This is a genomic window from Pseudomonas neuropathica (assembly GCF_051174785.1).
In the GTDB taxonomy this organism is placed as follows: domain Bacteria; phylum Pseudomonadota; class Gammaproteobacteria; order Pseudomonadales; family Pseudomonadaceae; genus Aquipseudomonas; species Aquipseudomonas neuropathica_A.
On record NZ_CP195111.1, the window covers coordinates 5,647,974 to 5,668,917 of the forward strand.

18 protein-coding genes are annotated in these 20,944 nt (G+C 60.0%); 12 read left to right on the forward strand and 6 right to left on the reverse strand.

All coding sequences use genetic code 11. The annotated features are described in order from the left end of the window. Positions 1–49 precede the first annotated feature (49 nt). Both ACRRSD_RS25445 and ACRRSD_RS25450 read right to left on the reverse strand, forming a co-directional pair. Positions 50–1,048 carry an NAD(P)H-quinone oxidoreductase gene (locus tag ACRRSD_RS25445; protein WP_435035998.1) on the reverse strand — a complete coding sequence of 333 codons (999 nt, stop codon included), beginning with the start codon at positions 1,046–1,048 and terminating at the stop codon, positions 50–52. Between the two features lie 61 nt (positions 1,049–1,109). Further along, positions 1,110–2,309 carry a YbfB/YjiJ family MFS transporter gene (locus ACRRSD_RS25450; RefSeq protein ID WP_435036000.1) on the reverse strand — a complete coding sequence of 400 codons (1,200 nt, stop codon included), beginning with the start codon at positions 2,307–2,309 and terminating at the stop codon, positions 1,110–1,112. 112 nt (positions 2,310–2,421) lie between these two features. On the opposite strand from ACRRSD_RS25450, the gene ACRRSD_RS25455 reads away from it, so the two are divergent. Together ACRRSD_RS25455 and ACRRSD_RS25460 are read left to right on the forward strand one after the other, a co-directional pair. Beyond that, positions 2,422–3,297, forward strand: coding sequence for a LysR family transcriptional regulator (locus ACRRSD_RS25455; protein WP_435036001.1), 876 nt, complete (start codon positions 2,422–2,424; stop codon positions 3,295–3,297). A gap of 181 nt (positions 3,298–3,478) precedes the next feature. After that, positions 3,479–3,964, forward strand: a complete 486-nt coding sequence (locus tag ACRRSD_RS25460) for a hypothetical protein (protein WP_435036003.1) — start codon at positions 3,479–3,481, stop codon at positions 3,962–3,964. Positions 3,965–4,013: 49 nt separating this feature from the next. Here the strand turns inward: ACRRSD_RS25460 and ACRRSD_RS25465 are convergent, their stop codons facing one another. Next, positions 4,014–4,736, reverse strand: a complete 723-nt coding sequence (locus ACRRSD_RS25465; protein ID WP_435036005.1) for a pirin family protein — start codon at positions 4,734–4,736, stop codon at positions 4,014–4,016. Positions 4,737–4,951: 215 nt separating this feature from the next. On the opposite strand from ACRRSD_RS25465, the gene ACRRSD_RS25470 reads away from it, so the two are divergent. Together ACRRSD_RS25470 and ACRRSD_RS25475 are read left to right on the forward strand one after the other, a co-directional pair. Next, positions 4,952–5,902 carry a GlxA family transcriptional regulator gene (locus ACRRSD_RS25470; protein WP_435036007.1) on the forward strand — a complete coding sequence of 317 codons (951 nt, stop codon included), beginning with the start codon at positions 4,952–4,954 and terminating at the stop codon, positions 5,900–5,902. Between the two features lie 90 nt (positions 5,903–5,992). Next, the gene (locus ACRRSD_RS25475; protein WP_435036009.1) at positions 5,993–7,450 is read left to right on the forward strand and encodes an ATP-binding protein; all 1,458 of its coding nucleotides are present in this window, start codon (positions 5,993–5,995) and stop codon (positions 7,448–7,450) included. On the opposite strand, the gene ACRRSD_RS25480 is transcribed toward ACRRSD_RS25475, so the two are convergent. Together ACRRSD_RS25480 and ACRRSD_RS25485 are read right to left on the reverse strand one after the other, a co-directional pair. Beyond that, on the reverse strand, positions 7,427–10,315 hold the full coding sequence (locus tag ACRRSD_RS25480; RefSeq protein ID WP_435036011.1) for an ATP-binding protein: 2,889 nt from the start codon (positions 10,313–10,315) through the stop codon (positions 7,427–7,429). The genes ACRRSD_RS25475 and ACRRSD_RS25480 overlap by 24 nt on opposite strands. A 125-nt stretch (positions 10,316–10,440) precedes the next feature. Then, positions 10,441–10,872 (reverse strand): helix-turn-helix domain-containing protein, encoded by a 432-nt coding sequence (locus ACRRSD_RS25485; protein ID WP_435036012.1) that lies wholly within the window; start codon positions 10,870–10,872, stop codon positions 10,441–10,443. Between the two features lie 247 nt (positions 10,873–11,119). Here ACRRSD_RS25485 and ACRRSD_RS25490 point away from each other — a divergent pair, with 247 nt between their 5' ends. The 8 genes from ACRRSD_RS25490 to ACRRSD_RS25525 all read left to right on the forward strand — a co-directional run bounded on the left by ACRRSD_RS25490 (position 11,120) and on the right by ACRRSD_RS25525 (position 19,083). Continuing rightward, the gene (locus tag ACRRSD_RS25490; protein ID WP_435036014.1) at positions 11,120–12,103 is read left to right on the forward strand and encodes an MBL fold metallo-hydrolase; all 984 of its coding nucleotides are present in this window, start codon (positions 11,120–11,122) and stop codon (positions 12,101–12,103) included. 54 nt (positions 12,104–12,157) lie between these two features. Next, a complete protein-coding gene (locus ACRRSD_RS25495) occupies positions 12,158–13,081 on the forward strand; it encodes a LysR substrate-binding domain-containing protein (RefSeq protein WP_435036016.1) in 924 nt (307 codons plus the stop codon). A 516-nt stretch (positions 13,082–13,597) separates the two neighbouring features. Next, entirely contained in the window at positions 13,598–13,957 is a 360-nt protein-coding gene (locus ACRRSD_RS25500) for a DUF6124 family protein (RefSeq protein ID WP_435036018.1), read from the forward strand. A gap of 215 nt (positions 13,958–14,172) precedes the next feature. Continuing rightward, positions 14,173–14,586, forward strand: a complete 414-nt coding sequence (locus tag ACRRSD_RS25505; protein WP_435036019.1) for a DoxX family protein — start codon at positions 14,173–14,175, stop codon at positions 14,584–14,586. Beyond that, on the forward strand, positions 14,579–15,205 hold the full coding sequence (locus ACRRSD_RS25510) for an antibiotic biosynthesis monooxygenase (RefSeq protein ID WP_435036021.1): 627 nt from the start codon (positions 14,579–14,581) through the stop codon (positions 15,203–15,205). Before ACRRSD_RS25505 ends, ACRRSD_RS25510 begins: the two co-directional genes overlap by 8 nt. A gap of 43 nt (positions 15,206–15,248) precedes the next feature. After that, positions 15,249–17,087: an amidohydrolase gene (locus tag ACRRSD_RS25515; RefSeq protein ID WP_435036023.1), complete on the forward strand. Its 1,839-nt coding sequence runs from the start codon at positions 15,249–15,251 to the stop codon at positions 17,085–17,087. A gap of 70 nt (positions 17,088–17,157) precedes the next feature. Then, entirely contained in the window at positions 17,158–17,781 is a 624-nt protein-coding gene (gene ycaC / locus ACRRSD_RS25520; protein WP_007913541.1) for an isochorismate family cysteine hydrolase YcaC, read from the forward strand. A 160-nt stretch (positions 17,782–17,941) separates the two neighbouring features. Continuing rightward, a protein-coding gene (locus ACRRSD_RS25525; protein ID WP_435034309.1) for an IS3 family transposase occupies positions 17,942–19,083 on the forward strand; the annotation gives its coding sequence in 2 pieces (ribosomal slippage) (positions 17,942–18,203 and positions 18,203–19,083; 1,143 coding nt in all). Positions 19,084–19,476: 393 nt separating this feature from the next. Here the strand turns inward: ACRRSD_RS25525 and ACRRSD_RS25530 are convergent. After that, the gene (locus ACRRSD_RS25530) at positions 19,477–20,904 is read right to left on the reverse strand and encodes a mechanosensitive ion channel domain-containing protein (protein ID WP_435036025.1); all 1,428 of its coding nucleotides are present in this window, start codon (positions 20,902–20,904) and stop codon (positions 19,477–19,479) included. Positions 20,905–20,944 lie beyond the last annotated feature (40 nt).

Below are 20,944 nucleotides of genomic sequence, written 5' to 3' on the forward strand. Positions count from 1 at the left end.
GTTTTTCGACCACCACCCCGGCGCAACGATTACCAAATGCTGCAAAGACTCACACGACCCGCAGCACGATCTTGCCGATATGGTCGCCAGCCTCCATGTGCGCGTGAGCCTGAGCGGCGTCGGCGAGTGGGTAGACCTTGTCGATGATCGGCAGACACCTCCCGGCTGCCAGCGCCGGCCACACGTGCTCGCGCAGTTGAGCGGCGATCTGGGCTTTTTCAGCAGCGGTACGGGCGCGCAAGAGGGAGCCAGTGATCACCGCGCGCTTGGCCATCATTGCCAGCAGATCAAAGTCGTTGGCCCGTGCGCCGCCGAGGAAACCGAGCATGACCAGACGGCCATCCATTGCCAAAGCGCTGACGTTAGCGTTGAGGTACGAACCGCCCATTATGTCGAGGATCACATTGACGCCCTGTCCTGCGGTTTTTTCGGCGATGACTGGGGCAAACTCCTCCTCTCGATAGTTGATCGGCAAGCCGCCAAGCTTGCTGATCGCTGCGCATTTGTCCGGGCTGCCAGCGGTGGCGAACGCTTCTATACCGAATTCGCGGCACAGCATCAGTGCGGTTGTGCCGATGCCGCTGGTGCCACCGTGAATCAGCGCGCGTTGGCCACGGCTGGCGCCACCGAGGCCGAACAGGTTGGCCCACACGGTGAAAAACGTTTCCGGGATCGCGGCCGCCTGGACCCAGTCCACGCCATCAGGAATCGGCAGGGTCTGGCCGGCCGGGACTGCGCAGTATTCGGCATAACCGCCGCCGTTGGTCAGCGCGCAGACTTTGTCGCCCAGGCTGAACTGACTGACACCGGCCCCGAGCGCCACGACTTCACCGGCGACCTCCAGCCCGGGAATCGGGTTCATGCCGGGTTTCATCGGGTATTTGCCGGCACGCTGCAAGGCGTCCGGCCGGTTGATTCCGGCGGCGTGAACACGGATGAGCACTTCGCCTTCCGCGACAGTTGGAAGCGGCACGCGTTTGGGTCGCAAGACGTCGGGGCCACCGGGTTCAGTAATTTCGATTCGGGTCATTTCGTTGGGCAGGGACATATCGATTCCTCTTGGCATAAGTTCTGTAGATGGGAGCGTGCTGCGCAAGCAATGATTCCCTTCAGTTTGCACAGCAGCGCGGCTCGATAGGGGCAGGCAGCCATTTCATGACTTGCTCCAGCAGCAGCGCCACGACGATCGCGCCAGCGGCAATCACGAACAACAGCGCGTGGTGACCGCCGCTGGCATTGAACAGCGCCGAATAGGCAAATCCAGCCAGCGCCTGAAAGGTGGCGAATGACACCGTGGCCCGGCTCCAGGCGATTTGCTGGCGATGGTGCTCCGGCACCAGTTCATGTACCCGAGCCAGCGCCAGCGGCACGATGCCGGGCGGAAACGAACCGAGTATCACCGCCAGCAACGCCAGCGCCAGAAAAGACTGTGTCAGCGCCAGTAGCCCAAGGGCAATTGCCTGTACCACTAACACCAGGCGAATGCCGGACCGCGCGCCCAGTTGATCGGCGAGAAAGCCATAACTCACCGGGCCGACAATCGCGCCCAAGCCGTACATCACCCAGATCAACGCGCCGATATGCGCCCCGGCACCGAGTCCACGTGCCACGTAATCCACCAGAAACACCATGGCGGGCACCAGGCCGGCGGCCATAAAGGCATATTGAGCGAACAGCAAGTAGACACCGCGCGGTGTCGGTTCTGCGGACACCGTTTCTTGTGCAACGACCGGGTGCAGGAAATCAGACGGCCAGGCAAACCAGCTCATCGCCGTCAGCAACAACGCCAAAGCCCCCAGGCCCAGCCACGTTGCCTGCAAACCGAGGCTCAACAGCGGCGGCACCAGCGTCCCGGAACCGGCAATGCCGAGGCCGATGCCCAGAAAAATCGCGCCGCTGGCCAGCCCTTTACGCGCCGCCGGGACATGCGGCAATACCGTCGCGGCCACCAGCACCATGATCGCGCCACCGGCAATTCCCGACAGCAGTCGCCAGCCAAAGAACCAGCTCACCGACAACGGAAACGCGCAGGCAAAAAATGCCGCGGTGACCACCAGCATCATCAGCCGCAAGGCATTTTTATTGCCGAGCTGGCGCGCTGTCGGCCGGCCAAGCAGGGCGCCGATCAGATAGCCCACCAGATTGGCGGCGCCGAGGTAGACCACATCATTGGCGCTGAACCACTGCGCCTCAATCAGCGAAGGAATCAACGGGGTGTAAGCGAAACGCGCCAGCCCGATGCTGACCAGGCTGGCGCAGAGGCCGGCCAGGATCGGCAGCCAGATACCGGTAGATGTTGAAGTACGCATGATAGCGATCTCACAGAAGGTTTATGCCGCCCAGCATATCGGCTATCGTTGCAGCGTTAATGCAGCGATTAAGCGGCACTTCGATGCGAATATGCATCACCGGGGAGGCAGCATGAATTGGGATGACGCACGGGTATTTTTAGCCGTTTGCCGCGAGTTGACGCTGCGCGGCGCAGCACGGGTTTTAGGGGTGGATCAGGCCACCGTCGGGCGACGGATCACAGCGCTGGAAAAGTCCCTGAGCGCAACGTTGTTCCTGCGCACTTCCGATGGCTACGCGTTGACCGCTGTCGGTGAGGCGGCGCTCAAGAGTGTGGAGAAAATGGAGCATTCGGCACTGGAGCTGGAGCGGCAGATTCAGGGCCTGGACGATCGCCTGACCGGCACGGTGCGCGTCAGTACCACCGATTCGCTGGCCATCGATTTTTTGATCCCGGCCATCGCTCGTCTGCACGAACAGCACCCGGACGTACGAGTGCAACTGGATGCGTCCACGCAGATCCTCAGCCTGGCCAAGCGCGAGGCGGATATCGCCGTGCGCAACACGCGGCCGGACAACCCTGACCTGATCGCCCGGCGCATTGCCCGATGGCCGGTGGGACTGTTCGCCGCTCACACATACATAGACACCAATGGCGCGCCGCAGCCCGACACGGCGTTCGAGGGGCATGATCTGGTGGTCTATCAACCCTATCTGCAAAGCAAAAAGGACCTGACCCTGGTATCGGAGCCGTTGAGTCGCGGACGCATCGTTGCCAGCCTCAGTTCCAGCCTCCTGGTGCGCCGTTCGATTGCAGCGGGGTTGGGTGTAGGAGAAATCCCGGTGTACATGGGCGAGCGCGATGGTTTGGTCAGGCTCTGGCCACAACGCACTCGACCACTGCCGTACGAAGTGTGGTTGGTGACCCACGCGGATCTGCGGCATACCGCGCGGGTGAGGGCGGTGATTGAGCAGATTGTCGACGTTTTCGCGTCGGAGAATCACTAGGCAGACATTCTTTTTGCAGGGCTACAACCTCTGACGAAACGGCCTACACCAGAGGCAGAATCTCCCGGCTTGCCAGCATACTTGATGGGGCCTATTGTTTTCGTCAGCTCGGTGAAGGACGTCAGGTTTTCACTGATGTTAATACCAGGGACGGTAGGGGCAGAGCCAGGAAGGTGTCGAGTTGAAAACCACGGAGTTCAGTCAAAGTCCAGTCAGTGATCTGTCGAGTAAAAGTCGGAATGCCAAAGCCATGAACGCTATAAGTCGTGAAGAGTTCAATGCCAGGATCGAAACCATCGAGACCAGGATGGACGCTCGGGTCGAGGGTGTGTCGGCGAGAATCGATGCTTACCTGTTGACTCAGGCTGAGCGAGAAAAGACTCAAGTGGAGAGGGATAAACGATACGATCTGATGTGGGACGGTGTACAACGAATCGCCGAAGAATCAAAAGAAGCCATCAAACATGCCTCGACAATAAAGGCGCATTACTGGGCGACGACCGCTGTCCATTTTCTCGGAATGATCACCGTCGTCGTGGGGGCGCACTTCGCCAATCAAGCAGCGGTGTTAACCACTTTGCAGACGACACTCGCTGCGATCCAGATAGGCAAGGATATAAGCGCGCCAAGACCGGCGCCGCCACACGCGCCCGAATCTCCACAGTAAAAAACGGCCTTCAAGGAAGGCCGTTTTTGGTGAGCATTGAAACACCGCGTCATGGCATCTCTGGCAATTCCTGCGGCCGCAAGTCGAACACCAGCACCTCGGCATCGACACCGTTGCTCAAGGTCAGCAACTGTTCTTCGCGAACCCGCACGCCGTCACCTTCGCGCAGTGGCTGGCCATTGAGCTCAACGCTGCCACGTGCGACATGCACATAGGCATAGCGGTTGGTCGGCAGTTCCAGCGTGGCGCTTTCCTTGCCGTCGAACAACCCGGCGAAGACGCGTGCATCCTGACGCACCTTTAGCGAGCCGTGCTTTCCGTCCGGCGAAATGATCAATTGCAGACGACCGCGTTTTTTCTCGGCGCTGAAATGCTCCTGTTGATAGCGCGGTTTGGCACCGGCAACCTCCGGCACAATCCATATCTGCAGGAAATGCACTGGTTTGCTCGCCGAATGGTTGAACTCGCTGTGCGCCACGCCGCTGCCGGCGCTCATCAATTGCACGTCACCCGGGCGGATAACCGAACCCGTGCCCAGTGTGTCCTTGTGCTCCAGCGCACCTTCCAGCACGTAGGAAAAAATCTCCATGTCGCGATGCGGGTGCTGGCCGAAGCCTTTACCGGCGGCAACGCGGTCGTCGTTAATGACCAGCAGGTCGGAAAAACCCTGTTCGCGAGGGTTGCGATAGCTGGCGAAGGAAAAGGTGTGAAAGGACTTCAACCAGCCATGATTGGCGAGGCCACGATCGGAGGCTTTGCGAAGGGTCAGCATGATGAAATCTCCTTGCGGGACGTGAATTCGTCCGAGTGAGGAGAAGGTTACTGTTTACTGGATTGCGCAATAAGTAGATGAAAATTGAAAGACTGTCCCTTTCAAGTTGACAGTTTTGCGATAGCTGTCACACAAAACTTTTGCGCTCAAACGGCTACAGTTGGCCATAATGTCTGGTCTGTATCATGTCTCTCTGATTTAAGTGATGTCTTCCCATGAAAACCGTGGCAATGGTGCTGTTTCCCGACTTTCTTTTGCTCGACATGGCCGGGCCGTTGGAGGTTTTTTCGGTTGCCAATCGCTACCTGAAACCCGATGCGCATTATCAATTGATCACCCTTGGCACCGAAGATGGCCCGCTGCGGGCGTCCAATGGTGTGATGGTGCAGGCCGACCGGACTATCGACGGCAACAGTGAACATTATGATCTGCTGTTGGTACCGGGCGGCCCAGGTGCCTACAACCAACAATTTCCATCGTTGTTTGCCTGGCTCAAGGGTGCTGTTCAGCGCGTTGACTATTACGGTTCGATCTGCACCGGCGCCTTTGTCCTGGGGCATGCCGGTTTGCTTGATGGTTATCGTGTGACCACGCATTGGAACTACACCGAGCGCCTGATCAAGGGATTCCCGAAAGCCCAGGTCACGACCGATCAGATCTATGTCGAGGATCGCAACCTGATCACCTCGGGTGGAGTCACTGCCGGCATCGATATGGCGCTGGCCGTTATTGCCCGCGATCACGGGAAGAAACTCGCCCAGGATGTGGCCAAAGTCCTGCTGGTGGTGATGAAGCGGCAGGGCGGGCAGGCGCAGTTCAGTCCGCTGATGGCTGCCGTGGCACCGCAGGAAACGCCGATCACCCGCGCGCAGAGTTACGTGCTGGAACACCTCGATGAAGCCTTTACGGTCGAGCGCATGGCGGCCATTGCCAACATGAGCGCGCGGCACTTCGCGCGGGTGTTTACCCGCGACATCAATATGACGCCGATGGAGTTTCTGCAAAGTGCGCGCATCGACTGCGCGCGCAATCTGCTGGAAACCAGCGATCTGCCGCTTAAAACCGTGGCTTACAAAAGTGGTTTCGGCAGTGTGCGGCACATGCGTTCGCTGTTCGCGGAAAAGCTCGGCCTGACCCCCGTGCAATACCGCGAACAGTTCAGCTAGAGCGCTTGTGTCCGTCTGGCGCACCCGTATGTCCGTGCTGCGCCCCGTGGAGCGGTTGTCGCGTCATCTGAGGCTGCCAAGATAGTTGGCATGGATAGCCTCAATGATTTGAACACGGCGTCGGTGCTGCATTTCGGCCCTTACGCGTTCCACCTGCGCCAGCGGCTGATACTCGATGGAGATCGGCCATTGCGCATGGGCGGGCGCGCGCTGGACATTCTGCAAGTGCTGGTCGAGCGTGCCGGTCGAGTGGTCAGCAAAGAGCAGTTGATCGCTCTGGTGTGGCCGACGTCGGTGGTCGAAGAGATCAATCTGCGCGTGCACATCGCCGCGCTCAGGCGCGCCTTGGGTGATGGTGAAAACGGTCAGCGTTACATCGTTAACGTGCCGCAATGCGGTTACAGCTTTATTGCCCCGGTTCGTTGCGACAGTGCCGCGCAAGTGGTCCTCGAGGGCCTGCAAACGCCCCAGCATAATTTGCCTGCGCGACTGACACCGGTCGCCGGACGCGACTCGCTGGTCGGCGGGCTGGTGCGGCAAATGCCGCTGTGTCGGCTGATGACCGTCACGGGGGCGGCCGGTGTGGGTAAATCCACCGTGGCGCTGCGCGTGGCGGAGCTGCTGTTGCAGTACTACCGAGACGGTGTGTGGTGGCTCGATCTGAGCATGATCGATGACGACGTGCCACTGCTCGATCATGTGCTGCGCACCCTGAAAAGCGACTTTACCGGGCTGTCGACTCGCCATGCATTACTGATACTGGATAACACAGACCTCCGGCGCGATGCCTGCAGAGCAGCGATTGATACGTTGCTTGAGGCGGCGCCTCGGCTGTCGATTATCGCCACCAGTCGCGAGGCCTTGCAGGTCAGTCTGGAAACCCTTCAGTGCGTGCCACCGCTGGCGATCCCGAAACGCTCGGCAGACGATTGCATCACTGCGGTCATGAGCCATTCTGCGGTGCAGTTGTTCGTCAGCCGTTCGCGGGCTCGACAGCATGATTTCCGCTTGCGTGAGCAGGATGTCAAAGCTGTTCTTGAAATCTGTCGCCAACTCGACGGTTTACCCTTGGCGATCGAACTGGCGGCGGCGCAGATCGATGCACTGGCGCTGGTCGGCTTGCAGGCGCAAATGGCCAACGGTCTGCAAGTGCTCAGCCATGGCCGGCGCACGGCTGTGCCGCGGCACCAATCCATGCAGGCGGCCCTCGACTGGAGCTATCAGCGCTTGAGTGAGCAGGAACAAATCGTGCTGCAGCGCTTATCGGTATTCAAAATGGCATTTACGCTGGAGGCGGCGCTGGCGGTGATCAGTTGCCCGCAACTGGCGTCGTCGCGGCTTGCTGCGCTCATTGAAGGGCTGGTGCAAAAGTCATTGTTGACGGTAGAGCGGGGCGCCAGTGCGGGCCGCTACCGCATGCTCAATACCACTCGATGCTATGCCCGCGAGCAGCTCGAACGCAGCGGTGAAGGGGTTGATCTTGAACGTCGGCACACGCGTTACATCAACCGGATTCGCCAGGCCTCAGGTGTGCACGTGCTCGCGTAGTTCGTCGATCAACAAGCGCACCTTGCGCAAGTCCGGGGTCGCATAACCCTCGGTGAAGCGCTGATAGATCGGCATGAGCAAATCCAACGCCTCATGGCTGCATGACTGGCGCTGCCAGAGTTGCGCCAGTGACGTGGCACTGCGCAGTTCCCAGGCAAGTGCGCCTTGGGCGCGAGCGATGGTCAGGGATTGTTGCAGGAGTTCTTCGGCTTCCTGAATGGCCCCTTCGCGAGCAGGCTCGCTCCCACATGGGGTCTGCGTACACCCAAAATCCCTGTGGGAGCGAGCTTGCTCGCGAAGGGGGCCGATCAGACAACTCGGATCCTCACTCAGTAACGCATTCGCCCGAGCCCGCAGAATCTCCGCCGTGCTCCACCCTGCATCACCACTCAGCGCTCGCTCAAGCAGCGCTTCGTTCACAAAGCGGTCATCCAGCGTCACCATGATTTCACCAATCAGCCCGCCGCTGTTCGTCGACACCGGCGCACTGGCTTGCGGTTCGATCACCTGTGCATAGTGGCGCGCCCAGTTGTTGAACAGCAGCACCGAATGCTTCTGCGATTGCTCCAGCAACAGTTGCAGCAGTGTCCGGGCGTTCTGCTGATCGCCGTTGTAATGGGCGATCAGGCAGCTGGCCAGCGCCAGGGTGTAACAAATAGAGGTGCCATGGTCGATCTGCACGGCGATATCCAATGCCAGACGCGCCGTATGCCACGCTTGCTCCGGCAAGCCCTGCAGCCATAGCACGCGCGCCAGCACTGTCAGCGACGCGACACTCTGGTCGTACTGCACGCCAAAACCGTGAGTGAAGCGATTGACGTGGCCGCTGTGCGCCATGCGCTGCAGCACCTGTTCGGCATGCAGGCGCGCCTGCGGTTGGTCGCCGGCATAGTGCAGGGCCAGAACCCGCAAGCGGTGGGTGCTCAGCGACAGCAGTGGGTCGCCGTGCAGACCGAGGCGGTCAAAGTGCTCGCTCTGTGCCAGCGCCATGCGGTAGTGGCCGCAACTGAGGTTGACCGCCATATGCCCGGACACCGCGCGCAATTGCCCGGCGACGTCGTCGTGTTCATGGGCCAACTGACGAGCTTCGGCGAACGCTTCGATGGTTTCCGGTGTGCCGCCCCAGGTGTGATAGCAAGCACTGCCGAGGGCCAGTTTCAGGGAGATTTTCAGACGCGGACAGGGTTCGCCCAGTTCGTCAAACAGGCTCAGCGCCCGCCGTACATAGCTGCCGTACTCCTTGAGCAGCGACAACTCTTGCCACAAGGGTGCCGACGCCGCCGCCAGGCGAATTCCCAAGCCGCCCGGGCCGACACCGTTGAGGCTCCAGTCCAGTGCCGCGCGCAAATCTTCCAGGCCTCGGGCATAGCGCTCGATCCACAACGCCGTGGGGGTGTTTTCCCATTCGTTTTGCGCCTGCTGCATCAACGCCAGGCAGCGTTCGGCATGGCGTTCGCGGGTTTGCGCGCATTCAGCGGCGTGCTCGAGTTTTTCCAGGGCGTAGCGGCGGGTCGTGTCGAGCAGGCGATAGAACACCTCTTCGTCACCGACCTCGACGCTGAGCAGGGATTTCGCCACCAGCCGGGTGATCGACACAAACACTACGCCGGGGTCGATCTGTTGCCCGATGATGACGGCCGCTGCCGACTCCAGGGTAAAACCTCCGCGAAACACGCCCAGACGGCGCAGGCAGGTTTGCTCGCAACGGTCGAGCAGATTGAAACTCCAGTCCAGCGTGGCGCGCAGGGTGATATGGCGCTCAAGACTGTTTTGATTGCCCGCTGCCAGCGGCGGCAAGCGGCCCTGTAACTGGCTCAACAGACCGTCCAGACCCAGTTCGGCGACTTGCGCTGCTGCCAGCTCCAATGCCAGGGGAATGCCGTCCAGTCGGTGGCAGATCTCGATCACTTGCGGCAACTGCGCGTCGCCCGGTTCGAAACTCTCCTGCACGGCCGTGGCTCGTTCGATGAACAGTTGCAGCGCCGAATATTTCAGCGCCTGCTCACGATTCAGCATTGCACTCACTTGTGGGTATTCGAGGGAATCGAGGCGCTGCACAAATTCGCCTTCGGCCCGCAGGCTCTCACGGCTGGTGGCGAGGATATGCACTTTCGGTGCGCCGCGCAGAATGCTTTCGCTGAGCACCGCGACGGCATCGATCAGGTGCTCGCAGTTGTCGAGCAGCAACAGCATTTGTCGCTGCTGCAGACCATTGACCAGCGCCGCCAGTGGATCACCCTCGAGTAACGCCAGGTCGAGCAGGGCAGCCAGGTGCGAGTAAATCAACCGGGGATCGTTAAGCGGTGCCAGGTCCACCAGTCGAATGCCGTCGCGGTACTGTCCGATCAACTGCTCGGCCACGCGCAGGGCCAGCGTGGTTTTGCCGATCCCGCCAGGACCGACCAGGGTGATGCAGCGTTGGCGCGGCAACTGCGTCATCAAACTGTCGACCAGCGGCTGGCGGCCGATCATACGCGTGCGCCGCAAGGGCAGATTGTGCCGACCGCCAGCATCGCCCACAGGACGCTCCTCCATGGATTCCATTAATACCGGCGCGACAAAACTGTAACCGCGTTGCGCCACGGTGATGATGTAACGCTGGCCGGCCTGACCGTCACCGAGCGCCTTGCGCAGCGCCGCCATGTGCACCCGCAGGTTGATGTCTTCAACCACGCTGTCCGGCCAGACCCCGGCCATCAGTTGCTGCTTGCTCACCACTTCGCCGGCATGGGCCAGCAGGATCAGGAGGATGTCCATCGCCCGTCGACCGAGGCGCAACGGCTGCTCACCTTCGAGCACCCGTCGTTGTCCGGGATGAATCCGATAGGGGCCAAACCCGAGGGCCTGATTCGGGGAAAGACTCAACAGCTCACTCCTGCGGTGCAGCGACGGACAGAGCGGAGTAGCGCCGAGCGCGTGCGCAGGCCTTCTATTCCGGGGTGTCCCGGCATAATCCTCAGGTTTGAGCGTCAGTGCAACGGGGGCCGCGATCAAAACACGGCGAGCTGTGCACGGTGAGCTTTGGGTTCGCGCATGATCTGGCAGCGCCAGGCAAACGGATTGATGCCTTCACTGCGGGTGAACATATGGCAGAAATGCGCCTGATCGCAGAACCCGCATTCCAGACTGATTTGCGTCAGGCTCAGGTCGGTGTGCTGGATCAGCAGCTTGGCCCGCGCGAGGCGCTGGGTGCGAATCCAGTCCTGCGGCGACAATCCGGTGCTGCATTTGAAAGCGCGGGAAAAATGGCTGCGTGACAGTGAACAGGCGCGGGCCAGTTCGGTGACCTCAAGGCTCTCGCCGAGGCGTTCGAGGATCAGTTGTTTGACCTGTCGTTCACGTTGCGGACTGAGTCCGCCGACCCCGGTCTTGCGTGGTTCGTTGGCAGGGGCGAGGGCGACGCTGTGCTGTAAGTGAGCCATGGCCAAAGTCCGTGTCGATGGGGAATGCACGGTCGGCGCATCCCCTCAGGTCAAAAAAACAAGCTGCGCAGAGGGTTTCATTGTTGGCCGAGGGCGCGAGGCTGACGAGTTAATCGTTGTTAATTCCAGCGCATCGACCTGAACTCAGCACATCCCTGCAAGTCTGCGCTCCGCAGTTTGCGGCACGATGACTGCTAGCGTGGCGAACCGATGGGGCGCCGCAATCGGCAAGTCCAAGGGGAATCAAATGACAGGCATTTCCAAAGCAGCGGCGGCGCTGACGTTCGCACTGGTAACGTCCAGCGCGATGGCACAGGCACCACAGCAGGGCACTCAGGTGCCGGGCTATTTCCGCCTGGCCCTGGGCGATTACGAAGTCACCGCGTTGTTCGATGGTTACAACGACCTGTCGCCGAAGCTGTTGCAGGGCATGAGTCAGGGCCAGATCCGCGCACTGCTGGCACGCCGTTCGATTGAAACTCCGGGTGTTCAAACGGCGTTCAATGCGTTTCTGGTCAATACCGGCAAGCAACTGATTCTGGTCGACAGCGGTGCCGGGCAATGCATTGGCGAAACCGCCGGGCAGCTCCTGGCGAACATGCGGGCGGCCGGCTACCAGCCAGAGCAGGTCGATACGATCTTGCTGACGCACCTGCACCTCGATCATGTCTGTGGTCTGGTCGATGCACACAAGCAAGCGTTGTTCACCAATGCCACGGTGTACGCCGCCAAGGCAGAAGCGGATTACTGGCTCGATCCGGCCGCGCTGGCCAAAGCGCCGGCCGGCGCCAAAGAGTTTTTCAAGATCGCCCAGGACTCCACTGCGGCCTACGTCGCCGCCGGGCGCTTCAAGACCTTCGCCGCTGGCCAGTCACCGTTGCCGGGATTAGTCGAAGCGACACTCGAAGCCGGCCATACGCCGGGCAGCACCACCTACCGTTTCACCTCGCAGAACCAGAGCATCGTCTTCATGGGCGATCTGGTGCATAACCTCGCTGTGCAGTTTGAGCATCCGGAAGTGTCAATCGGCTTTGACGTCAACAGTGCACAAGCGATCAACGCTCGTCAGGCGGTCTTCAGCGCGGCGGTCGCGAGCAAAACGTGGGTGACGGCGGCGCACCTGCCGTTCCCGGGTATCGGTCACATCACCGCGCAGGGCAAACATTTTCAATGGGTACCCGTGGAATACGGTCCGTACAAGCGCGCGGCCAAAGTGCCGTTAATCGAGTAAAGTGCGCAGCGCCCACTCGCCAAAGCAGCTGACACCGAAAAGGAAAACGTGCCCATGAACCGTAACGATCTGCGTCGCGTCGACATGAACCTGCTGGTGATTTTCGAAGCGCTGATGTTCGAAAAAAACCTGACCCGCGTCGCCGAAAAACTGTTCATGGGGCAACCGGCCGTCAGCGCTGCGTTGGGCCGTTTGCGCGATCTGTTCGACGATCCGTTACTGCTGCGCAACGGTCGCGGCATGGAGCCGACCGCACGGGCACTGGCGATTCTCAAGGAGTTGCAGCCGGCGATGGATGTCATCTCCGGTGCGGTCAGCCGGGCCAAGGAGTTCGAACCGGCAAGCAGTTGTGATGTGTTTCGCATCGGCCTGTCGGACGACGCCGAATTTGGTCTGTTTCCGCCGTTGCTACGTCAGCTTCAGCAAGAGGCGCCGGGGATCGTCGTGGTCGTACGCCGTGCCAACTACCTGCTGATGCCGGCACTGTTGGCCTCCGGAGAAATCTCCGTTGGCGTCAGCTACACCACCGATCTGCCGGCCAACGCCAAGCGCAAGACGTTGCGCGATATTCCCTGCAAAGTCTTGCGCGGCGATGACCGACCGGGGCCGCTGACGCTTGACGAATACTGCGAGCGTCCACATGCGATGGTGTCGTTCTCCGGCGACTTGAGCGGCAATATCGACATGGATCTGGCCAAGGTCGGCCGTACGCGCCGCGTGGTCTTGGGAGTGCCGCAGTTCAGCGGTTTGCGCGCCTTGCTCGCCGGCACCGAGATGATCGCCACGGTGCCGGATTACGCCGCCTGTGCACTGGTTGAAGGGTGTGCGTTGCGCGCCGAAGATCCACCGTTCCCGATCGATGCAGCGCAACTGTCGATGGCGTGGAGCGGGGTGCATGACAACGATCCGGCGGAGAAATGGCTCAGAGCGCGGATCAGCCAGTTCATGGCGGCGCCGCTGAATATCCCGGTGATTTGAATCCCTGCGCAAATCTCAAATACAGCACTGATCCCCTGTGGGAGCGAGCTTGCTCGCGAAGGCGTCGTGTCAGTCGATAAATACTTCGAATGACTCACCGCTTTCGCGAGCAAGCTCGCTCCCACATTGGGACGGTGTGATTCTTGAGTTTTTGGTGGTTTAAACGCCGCTGTTTAAGCAACACCCTCAGACACTCTTTCAGGCTACGCAACCTTGCGCCGTTGCCTACAGCTACGCCAGAATCCGCCGGCTTGTGCGCTTGTGGTCGGGTCTCTATCGTTTGGTGGTCGTTGAAAACTCAGCGATCGGGTTTAGCGACTCGGACCAAAAAAGTGCATCAGCGCCCCATGCTTCGTTGCAGGCTATCGTCTGCACTTCGCTATGGCGGCTGTATGCGGGAGACCTTCGGGGTCTACCGGGTTGCCTTTTTTCCGGTTCGCTAACCTGCATACGGTCGCCACCCATCCTGTTTAGCGACAGGACGTGGTGATCTCGGCTCTAAAAAGGAGATTCACCATGTTCAAAGTCACACCCAACCCGCCAGACATCGACCCCACATCCCCCTACGAATCCATCGATTCGAGAAAGCTCCACGAAGCCGCCGACCGCGCCCTCGACCATTACCTCCTTCCACCCGGTTCCACGCCACCGCCACGCAGAACCCGTGGCATGTATGCCGTGACCTCCGACACCAAAAACGAAGAACTGCTGACCGACGCCAGCGAAACACTCGCCTCGGCCAAGACCATCGCCCAGGACGTCGCCCACCTGTTACCCGCCCCGCAGCGCCGGGCGTTGATGGGGATTGCGCAGTTGATCATGCTCGGTGAGCTGGCGGTGAACCGGGTGCTGGATAACCTCGAGCCACCGGCCTAAGCACACCCCCTGTGGGAGCGAGCCTGCTCGCGAAAGCGGTGTGTCATTCAAAGCATTTATCAACTGACCCGACGCCTTCGCGAGCAGGCTCGCTCCCACAGTGTTCTGCGGTGTTTCACGAATCCCGGAACACCGTGGAACTGAGCACACCCATCCAATTTCCTCCCGACCATCATTGGCATGATTCCAGCCAATGACATTTCAAGGGTCGGGTCATGAATGCCTCAACAGATGAACAGGCGCGCGACATCGGTTTGCTGTTCCTGCGGGTCAGCGGCGGGTTGTTTCTGCTGTGGGTGCACGGCTTGCCCAAGCTGCTCGACTTCACCGCGCAGCTGCAACTGATCGAAGACCCGTTTCACCTCGGTTCTCACCTCACCTTGATCCTGGCGATCTTCGCCGAAGTCCTCTGCCCACTACTGATTGTCGCCGGGGTGCTGGCGCGATTGGCGTGCTTGCCTATTCTCTTTGTGCTGCTGGTGGCGTTGCTGGTCGTGCATCCGCAATGGAGTGTGGCCGAGGGGCAGTTCGGCTGGTTGCTGCTGATCCTGTTTACCACTGTGTTGATCGCCGGGCCGGGACGGCTGGCGATTTCTGTTCGTTTGCCCGGAGTGTTGCGTTATGCCTGAAGTCCTCAATCCACAGTCACCGGGGGCCGATGAGACGGTCACATTGATCATCAAACACCGGGTCAAGGCCGGTTTCGAGTCGGCGTATGAAGCCTGGCTGCGCAATATCGTGCGGGTGGCGGGGCAGCGTGAAGGGCATTTGGGCGTGGACGTGGTGCGTGGCAAGCGCGGCCGTCTCGATTTCTATACCTGCGTGCTGCGCTTCAGCAGCACCGAAGCGATGCAAGGCTGGCTGGAGTCGCCGCAGCGTCAGGCACTGGTCGCCGAAGCCGCGCCGATGCTGGCTGACGGCGATCAGACTGAAGTCGCGCCGATCAATGAATTCTGGTTCTCGCCACTGGCCGATGCCGCTTCGCCGCCGCCACGCTGGAAGCAGGCCGTGGTCTCGCTGCTGGTGATTCTGCCGCACACCTTGCTCGTGCCGCTGATCTGGGGGCCGCTGCTGGCGTTGCATCCGCTCCTTTCCAATTACGTGATCGCCACGTTCCTGATCACCCTGACCATCGTTCTGTCGGTGGTGTACGTGGTGATGCCACCGGTCACCCGTTTGTTTACGCCGTGGCTCGAAGCCAGCCAGGCCCATGAACACCTCGATTCCCAAGAAACCTCGCCACGCTGAGCGCGCGAGGTTTGCTCCTTTTCACTTTGCTTGAGGAACTGCGATGAGCGCCGATCTGATTTTATTCAATGGCCAGTTTCATACCGTAGACCGCACCAAACCACTGGCCAGTGCCGTGGCGATCACCGACGGCCGCTTCGTGGTCGTCGGTAACGACAACCAGGCCATGGCCCTGCGCGGGCCAAACACGCAAGTGGTCGATATGCACGGCCGCTGCGTCATCCCCGGTCTCAACGACTCGCACTTGCACCTGATCCGTGGTGGTTTGAACTACAACCTCGAACTGCGCTGGGAAGGCGTGCCGTCGCTCGCCGACGCGCTGCGCATGCTCAAGGATCAGGCCGACCGCACGCCGACCCCGCAATGGGTGCGCGTGGTCGGTGGCTGGAACGAATTCCAGTTCGCCGAAAAACGCATGCCGACCCTCGAAGAAATCAACCAGGCCGCGCCGGACACCCCGGTGTTCATCCTGCACTTGTATGACCGTGCGCTGCTCAATCGCGCCGCGCTGCGCGTGGCCGGCTATACCCGCGACACGCCGAACCCGCCGGGTGGCGAGATCGTCCGCGATGCCAACGGCAACCCGACCGGCATGCTCGTTGCGCGGCCGAACGCGATGATCCTCTACTCGACGCTGGCCAAAGGACCGAAGCTGCCGCTGGAATATCAGGTCAACTCGACCCGCCAGTTCATGCGCGAACTCAATCGCCTCGGCCTGACCAGTGCGATCGATGCCGGCGGTGGTTTCCAGAACTACCCGGACGATTATCAGGTGATCGAGCAACTGGCCAAAGACGACCAGTTGACCGTGCGCATCGCCTACAACCTGTTCACCCAGAAGCCGAAAGAAGAGCTGACCGACTTCCAGAACTGGACCGGCAGCGTCAAGTTGCATCAGGGCGATGACTTCCTCCGCCACAACGGCGCCGGCGAAATGCTGGTGTTCTCGGCGGCGGACTTTGAAGACTTCCTTGAACCGCGCCCCGATCTGCCGCAAACCATGGAAGAAGAGCTGGAGCCGGTGGTGCGCCACTTGGTCGAGCAACGCTGGCCGTTCCGTTTGCACGCCACTTACAACGAATCGATCAGCCGTATGCTCGACGTGTTCGAGAAGGTCAATCGGGACATTCCGTTCAACGGTTTGCCTTGGTTTTTCGACCATGCCGAAACCATCACTCCGCAAAACATCGAGCGGGTGAAAGCGCTGGGCGGCGGCATTGCGATCCAGGATCGCATGGCGTTCCAGGGTGAGTACTTTGTCGATCGCTACGGCAAGCAAGCTGCCGAAGCCACGCCACCGATCAAACGTATGCTCGCCGAAGGCGTACCGGTCGGCGCCGGCACCGATGCGACGCGGGTGTCCAGCTACAACCCGTGGACTTCTCTGTACTGGATGGTCAGCGGTCGCACCGTCGGCGGCCTGGCTTTATACGAAGAAGGTTTGCCGCGCGCCACCGCGCTGGAGTTGTTCACCCATGGCAGCGCCTGGTTCTCCTCGGAGCAGGGCAAGAAGGGCCAGATCAAGGTTGGGCAACTGGCGGATCTGGCGGCGCTGAGCGCGGACTTCTTCCATGTCGAGGAAGAAGCGATCAAGTGGATCGAATCGGTCATGACCGTGGTCGGCGGCAAAATTGTCTACGCCGCCGGCGATTTCGAAGACCTCGGCCCGCGCTCGATTCCTGTGCTGCCGGACTGGTCACCGGTGGTGAAAGTCCCAGGCCACTGGCGGCCGAATTCGCCGTTGCAGGCGCAGGTTCACCAGTGTAGCGGCCCGTGCGCGGTGCACACCCACAGCCATGAAAAGGCGCGGATGTCGAACGCACCGGTCAGCGACTTCGCCGGTTTCTGGGGCGCGTTTGGCTGTTCCTGCTTCGCTTTCTGATTTCCCCTGAAGCGCCGGCCATCCGGTCGGCGCTCAACGCTTCATCCATCCGTCCATCAGGAGTTTTCCCATGAGCGTTCCTTACACACGTCTGAACAAAGATGATGCGGTCGTACTGCTGGTCGATCACCAGACAGGTCTGATCTCGCTGGTCCAGGATTTCACCCCGAACGAATTCAAGAATAACGTGCTGGCGCTGGGCGACATCGCCAAGTTCTTCAAGCTGCCGACCATTCTGACCACCAGTTTCGACGCAGGTCCCAACGGCCCGATCGTGCCTGAGCTGCGTGAGCAGTTCCCGGATGCACCGTTCATTCAGCGTCCGGGGCAGATCAATGCCTGGGACAACGAAGATTTCGTCAAAGCGATCAAGGCCACCGGTCGCAAGCAACTGATCATCGCCGGTGTGGTGACGGACGTTTGCGTGGCGTTCCCGACCTTGTCGGCGATTGCTGAAGGTTATGAAGTGTTTGTGGTGACTGACTCGTCCGGCACCTTCAACACTACCGTGCAGCAAGCGGCGTGGGCGCGGATGTCGGCGGCGGGTGCTCATCTGCTGAACTGGTTCTCGGTGGCGTGCGAGCTGCAGGGCGACTGGCGCAACGATATGGAAGGTTTGGCGCATCTGCTGTCGGAGCGTCTGCCCAACTATCGCAACCTGATCAACAGCTATACCAAGTTCACTGCCAAGTAATTCGGTGTGAGTTTGAAAAGCCCCTCACCCTAACCCTCTCCCGGAGGGAGAGGGGACTGACCGAGGGGCTCTTTCGAGGTACGCCGACGTGCATGATCTGGCTTAATGATTCTGGACACCCCTAAAGGGCGGTAATCTACGCCCAACGACGAGGTGTGATTTGACCAGACGCTATTTTTCGACAGATTTCAAACGGGACGCGGCTTGCCTGGTTTTGGATAAAGACTATTCGGTGAGCGAAGCCTGTGAAGCAATGGGCGTGGGCCCTACAGCTCTGCGCCGCTGGGTTGAGCAACTGCGTGCGGAGCGCAGCGGCAAGACGCCTGAGAAGTCCAAGGCCATGACCGTTGACCAACAACGCATTCAGGAGCTGGAAACAACAATCCGACGGATTGAGCGCGAAAAGGAAATTTTAAAAAAGGCTACAGCTCTCTTGATGTCGGATTCCCTCGATCGGTAAGGCTGGTCGAGGAGTTAAGCGAGCAATATCCAAGATCCGAGTTGTGCGTCGTATTTGGAATCAGCCGCAGCAGTTATTACGAGCGTCTGAAACAGCGGGCGAAAGTGGATGTCGAGCGCGATCGCCTAAAGATCAAGGCTGCTGAATTACATGAGCAAAGTCGCGGCTCAATGGGCGCGCGCAGCCTGTCAAAAGCGCTGTGTAACGAAAAAGAGTCGGTAGGTCGTTACATGGCTCGTAGCCTGATGCGCGAGCTCGGTTTGAAGAGCCAGCAACGGCGCAGGCATCGTTACAAACCTAGCGGCGCGGAGGCTCAATACGCCCCCAATCATCTGGAGCGTAAATTCAATGTCGAGGCCCCCAATCGAGTGTGGTGTGGCGACGTGACTTACATTTGGGCCGGTACTTACTGGGTTTATCTGGCTGCTGTACTTGATCTGCATGCCCGCCGCATCGTCGGCTGGGCGATGTCCAGAAGTCCGGATTCAGCTCTGACCTGTCGAGCGTTAAAGATGGCTTTCGAGTCGCGAGGACGCCCTGAAAACCTAATGTTCCATTCGGATCAGGGCTGTCATTACAGCAGTAAAATGTTTCGTGAAACGCTGGCGGACATGCGCATAAAACAAAGCATGAGTCGACGAGGAAACTGCTGGGATAACGCCCCGATGGAGCGTTTCTTTGGCAGTTTGAAATCTGAATGGATACCCAAGGCTGGCTACCGAAACGAAGATGAGGCCAGTACCGATGTGTTGCGCTACCTGACCCATTATTACAATCGGATCAGGCTGCACAGTTACAACGGATATCGGACTCCGGTAGCAATGGAAGCCTTGGCAGCATGAGAAATGACCTAAACCCTATAACTTTGTCCAGTATCGTTTGACCAGATCAGCAATACCGAGCCGAACTTCAGTTTTGAACAGCTTGAAGATCGGCTCCCTTTTCCTTCGAGGTCTAGGGGAGAGGGGACTGACCGAGGGGTTCTTTCGAGGTACGCCGACGTGCAATACCGAGCCGAACTTCAGTTTTGAACAGCTTGAAGATCGGCTCCCTTTCCCTCTGAGATCTTGGGGAGAGGGGACTGACCGAGGGGTTTTTCGGGATACACCGACCTGGGGAAATCGAGCCGAACTCCGGACTTGAAGCATACGGAGATCGGCTCCCTTTCCCCCTCGCCCCCCTTGGGGGAGAGGGCTGGGGTGAGGGGGTAGGCTTTTGATCTTGAAATCTTCGCATCACCGCTTTTGCAACCAACCGAGAAAACCACCTTTCCTCACCGCCACCGGTTTGCCCATCAACGCGAGGCGACTGTTCTGCTGACGCACTGCCTGCAATTTATTCAACGCCCGACCCACCTCCGTGCGCTGTTCCATGCACTCACGAGTCAGGCTCTTGTCGAGACGATAAATGATGCTCGACGTCAACGCCGTGAACGTCGCCTGCGACGGTGTATCGGCCAGAATGCTCTGTTCACCCATGACCTCACTCGGCCCCATTCGCCCGGCCTCGACCTTGCTGTCACCGTCCGCCACGGTCGCACTGACCACGCCGGTGGCAATCACGAACAGACTGTCCGGCACTTCATCCAGATCCAGCACCACTTGGCCTGCGGTGTATTGCTGCGCAACCATCGATTCCGCCAGACGATCACGTTCTTCGCTGCTCAGCGAGCGGAAGATTTTCACTTCATCCAGCAACGCGCGGGCGCGGGTCGACGGTTCGATCACCCCGTCCGGATGCCGCGAAATACCTGCCGCTTCGAGATGCCGATGGGCGAGGTCGAACAGTTGATTGCGCACTTCGCTTTTTTTGCCCAGCTCGGCGATGAAACCGCTGGCGACGTACTCCGACATGGTTTCACCGGCCTCTTTCAACACGGCTTTCGGCGCTGGCGTCAGCAGCAGAGAACTGCTGCCCTGCAAGGTGCGATCAAGCGCATCGAGTACCCGACGCGGGCGGATGTGATTCGGCACTTTGATGCTGATCGACACGCCGTGCATGTTGTTCGGGCGGCTGAGGTTGACGATCTTCGCCTTGGCCGCGACCGAGTTCGGCACCACCGCCATGGTCCCGGCGCTGGTCAGCAGGTGCGTGGCGCGCCAGTCGATGTCGAAGACTTTGCCTTCGACGCCGTCGATCACCACAAAATCATCCACCTGGTACGGCTTGGTGGTGTTGAGCACGATCCCGGAAAACACGTCGGCCAAGGTGCTTTGCAGCGCCAGACCGACAACGATCGCCACCACGCCCGAGGTTGCCAGCAAGCCTTTCACCGGCAACTCCAGCACGTAACCGGCCGCGGCGACGGTGGCGACCAGAAACACCAGAGCGCCGATCACGTCCTGCAGCAAACGACCGCTGTGGCCGATGCGGCGCATCAGTGCCAAACCGATGACTTCGGTCAGCACCCGCGCCGCGTACAGCCACCAGAGAATCCCCAACGCCGTCGCACCCAACTGCGCCACGCGATCATCGGTAAATTGTGGTGCTTGCAACGGACTGACGCCGGCGTTGATCACCAGCGCCGTGAACGCCAGAAACAGCGCCAAACGAACACCGACTCTTGGGGCGCGATGGCTGAAGGGCGAGAAGTGCCAGAGCACAGCGTCGAGCAGCAGCAGGGCGGCGCTCCACGACAACAAGTGAGTGTAGAAAAGGGTCATGGCCGGTGCTCCGAAGTGTCTGCCAATAAAAAGATCGCAG

What these genes read in the sequence shown, in the direction of transcription:
- ACRRSD_RS25445 (WP_435035998.1), bottom strand. Translation starts at nt 1,048, where the DNA reads ATGTCCCTGCCCAACGAAATGACCCGAATCGAAATTACTGAACCCGGT.
- ACRRSD_RS25450 (WP_435036000.1), bottom strand. Translation starts at nt 2,309, where the DNA reads ATGCGTACTTCAACATCTACCGGTATCTGGCTGCCGATCCTGGCCGGC.
- ACRRSD_RS25455 (WP_435036001.1), top strand. Translation starts at nt 2,422, where the DNA reads ATGAATTGGGATGACGCACGGGTATTTTTAGCCGTTTGCCGCGAGTTG.
- ACRRSD_RS25465 (WP_435036005.1), bottom strand. Translation starts at nt 4,736, where the DNA reads ATGCTGACCCTTCGCAAAGCCTCCGATCGTGGCCTCGCCAATCATGGC.
- ACRRSD_RS25470 (WP_435036007.1), top strand. Translation starts at nt 4,952, where the DNA reads ATGAAAACCGTGGCAATGGTGCTGTTTCCCGACTTTCTTTTGCTCGAC.
- ACRRSD_RS25475 (WP_435036009.1), top strand. Translation starts at nt 5,993, where the DNA reads ATGGATAGCCTCAATGATTTGAACACGGCGTCGGTGCTGCATTTCGGC.
- ACRRSD_RS25485 (WP_435036012.1), bottom strand. Translation starts at nt 10,872, where the DNA reads ATGGCTCACTTACAGCACAGCGTCGCCCTCGCCCCTGCCAACGAACCA.
- ACRRSD_RS25490 (WP_435036014.1), top strand. Translation starts at nt 11,120, where the DNA reads ATGACAGGCATTTCCAAAGCAGCGGCGGCGCTGACGTTCGCACTGGTA.
- ACRRSD_RS25495 (WP_435036016.1), top strand. Translation starts at nt 12,158, where the DNA reads ATGAACCGTAACGATCTGCGTCGCGTCGACATGAACCTGCTGGTGATT.
- ACRRSD_RS25500 (WP_435036018.1), top strand. Translation starts at nt 13,598, where the DNA reads ATGTTCAAAGTCACACCCAACCCGCCAGACATCGACCCCACATCCCCC.
- ACRRSD_RS25505 (WP_435036019.1), top strand. Translation starts at nt 14,173, where the DNA reads ATGAATGCCTCAACAGATGAACAGGCGCGCGACATCGGTTTGCTGTTC.
- ACRRSD_RS25510 (WP_435036021.1), top strand. Translation starts at nt 14,579, where the DNA reads ATGCCTGAAGTCCTCAATCCACAGTCACCGGGGGCCGATGAGACGGTC.
- ACRRSD_RS25515 (WP_435036023.1), top strand. Translation starts at nt 15,249, where the DNA reads ATGAGCGCCGATCTGATTTTATTCAATGGCCAGTTTCATACCGTAGAC.
- ycaC (WP_007913541.1), top strand. Translation starts at nt 17,158, where the DNA reads ATGAGCGTTCCTTACACACGTCTGAACAAAGATGATGCGGTCGTACTG.
- ACRRSD_RS25530 (WP_435036025.1), bottom strand. Translation starts at nt 20,904, where the DNA reads ATGACCCTTTTCTACACTCACTTGTTGTCGTGGAGCGCCGCCCTGCTG.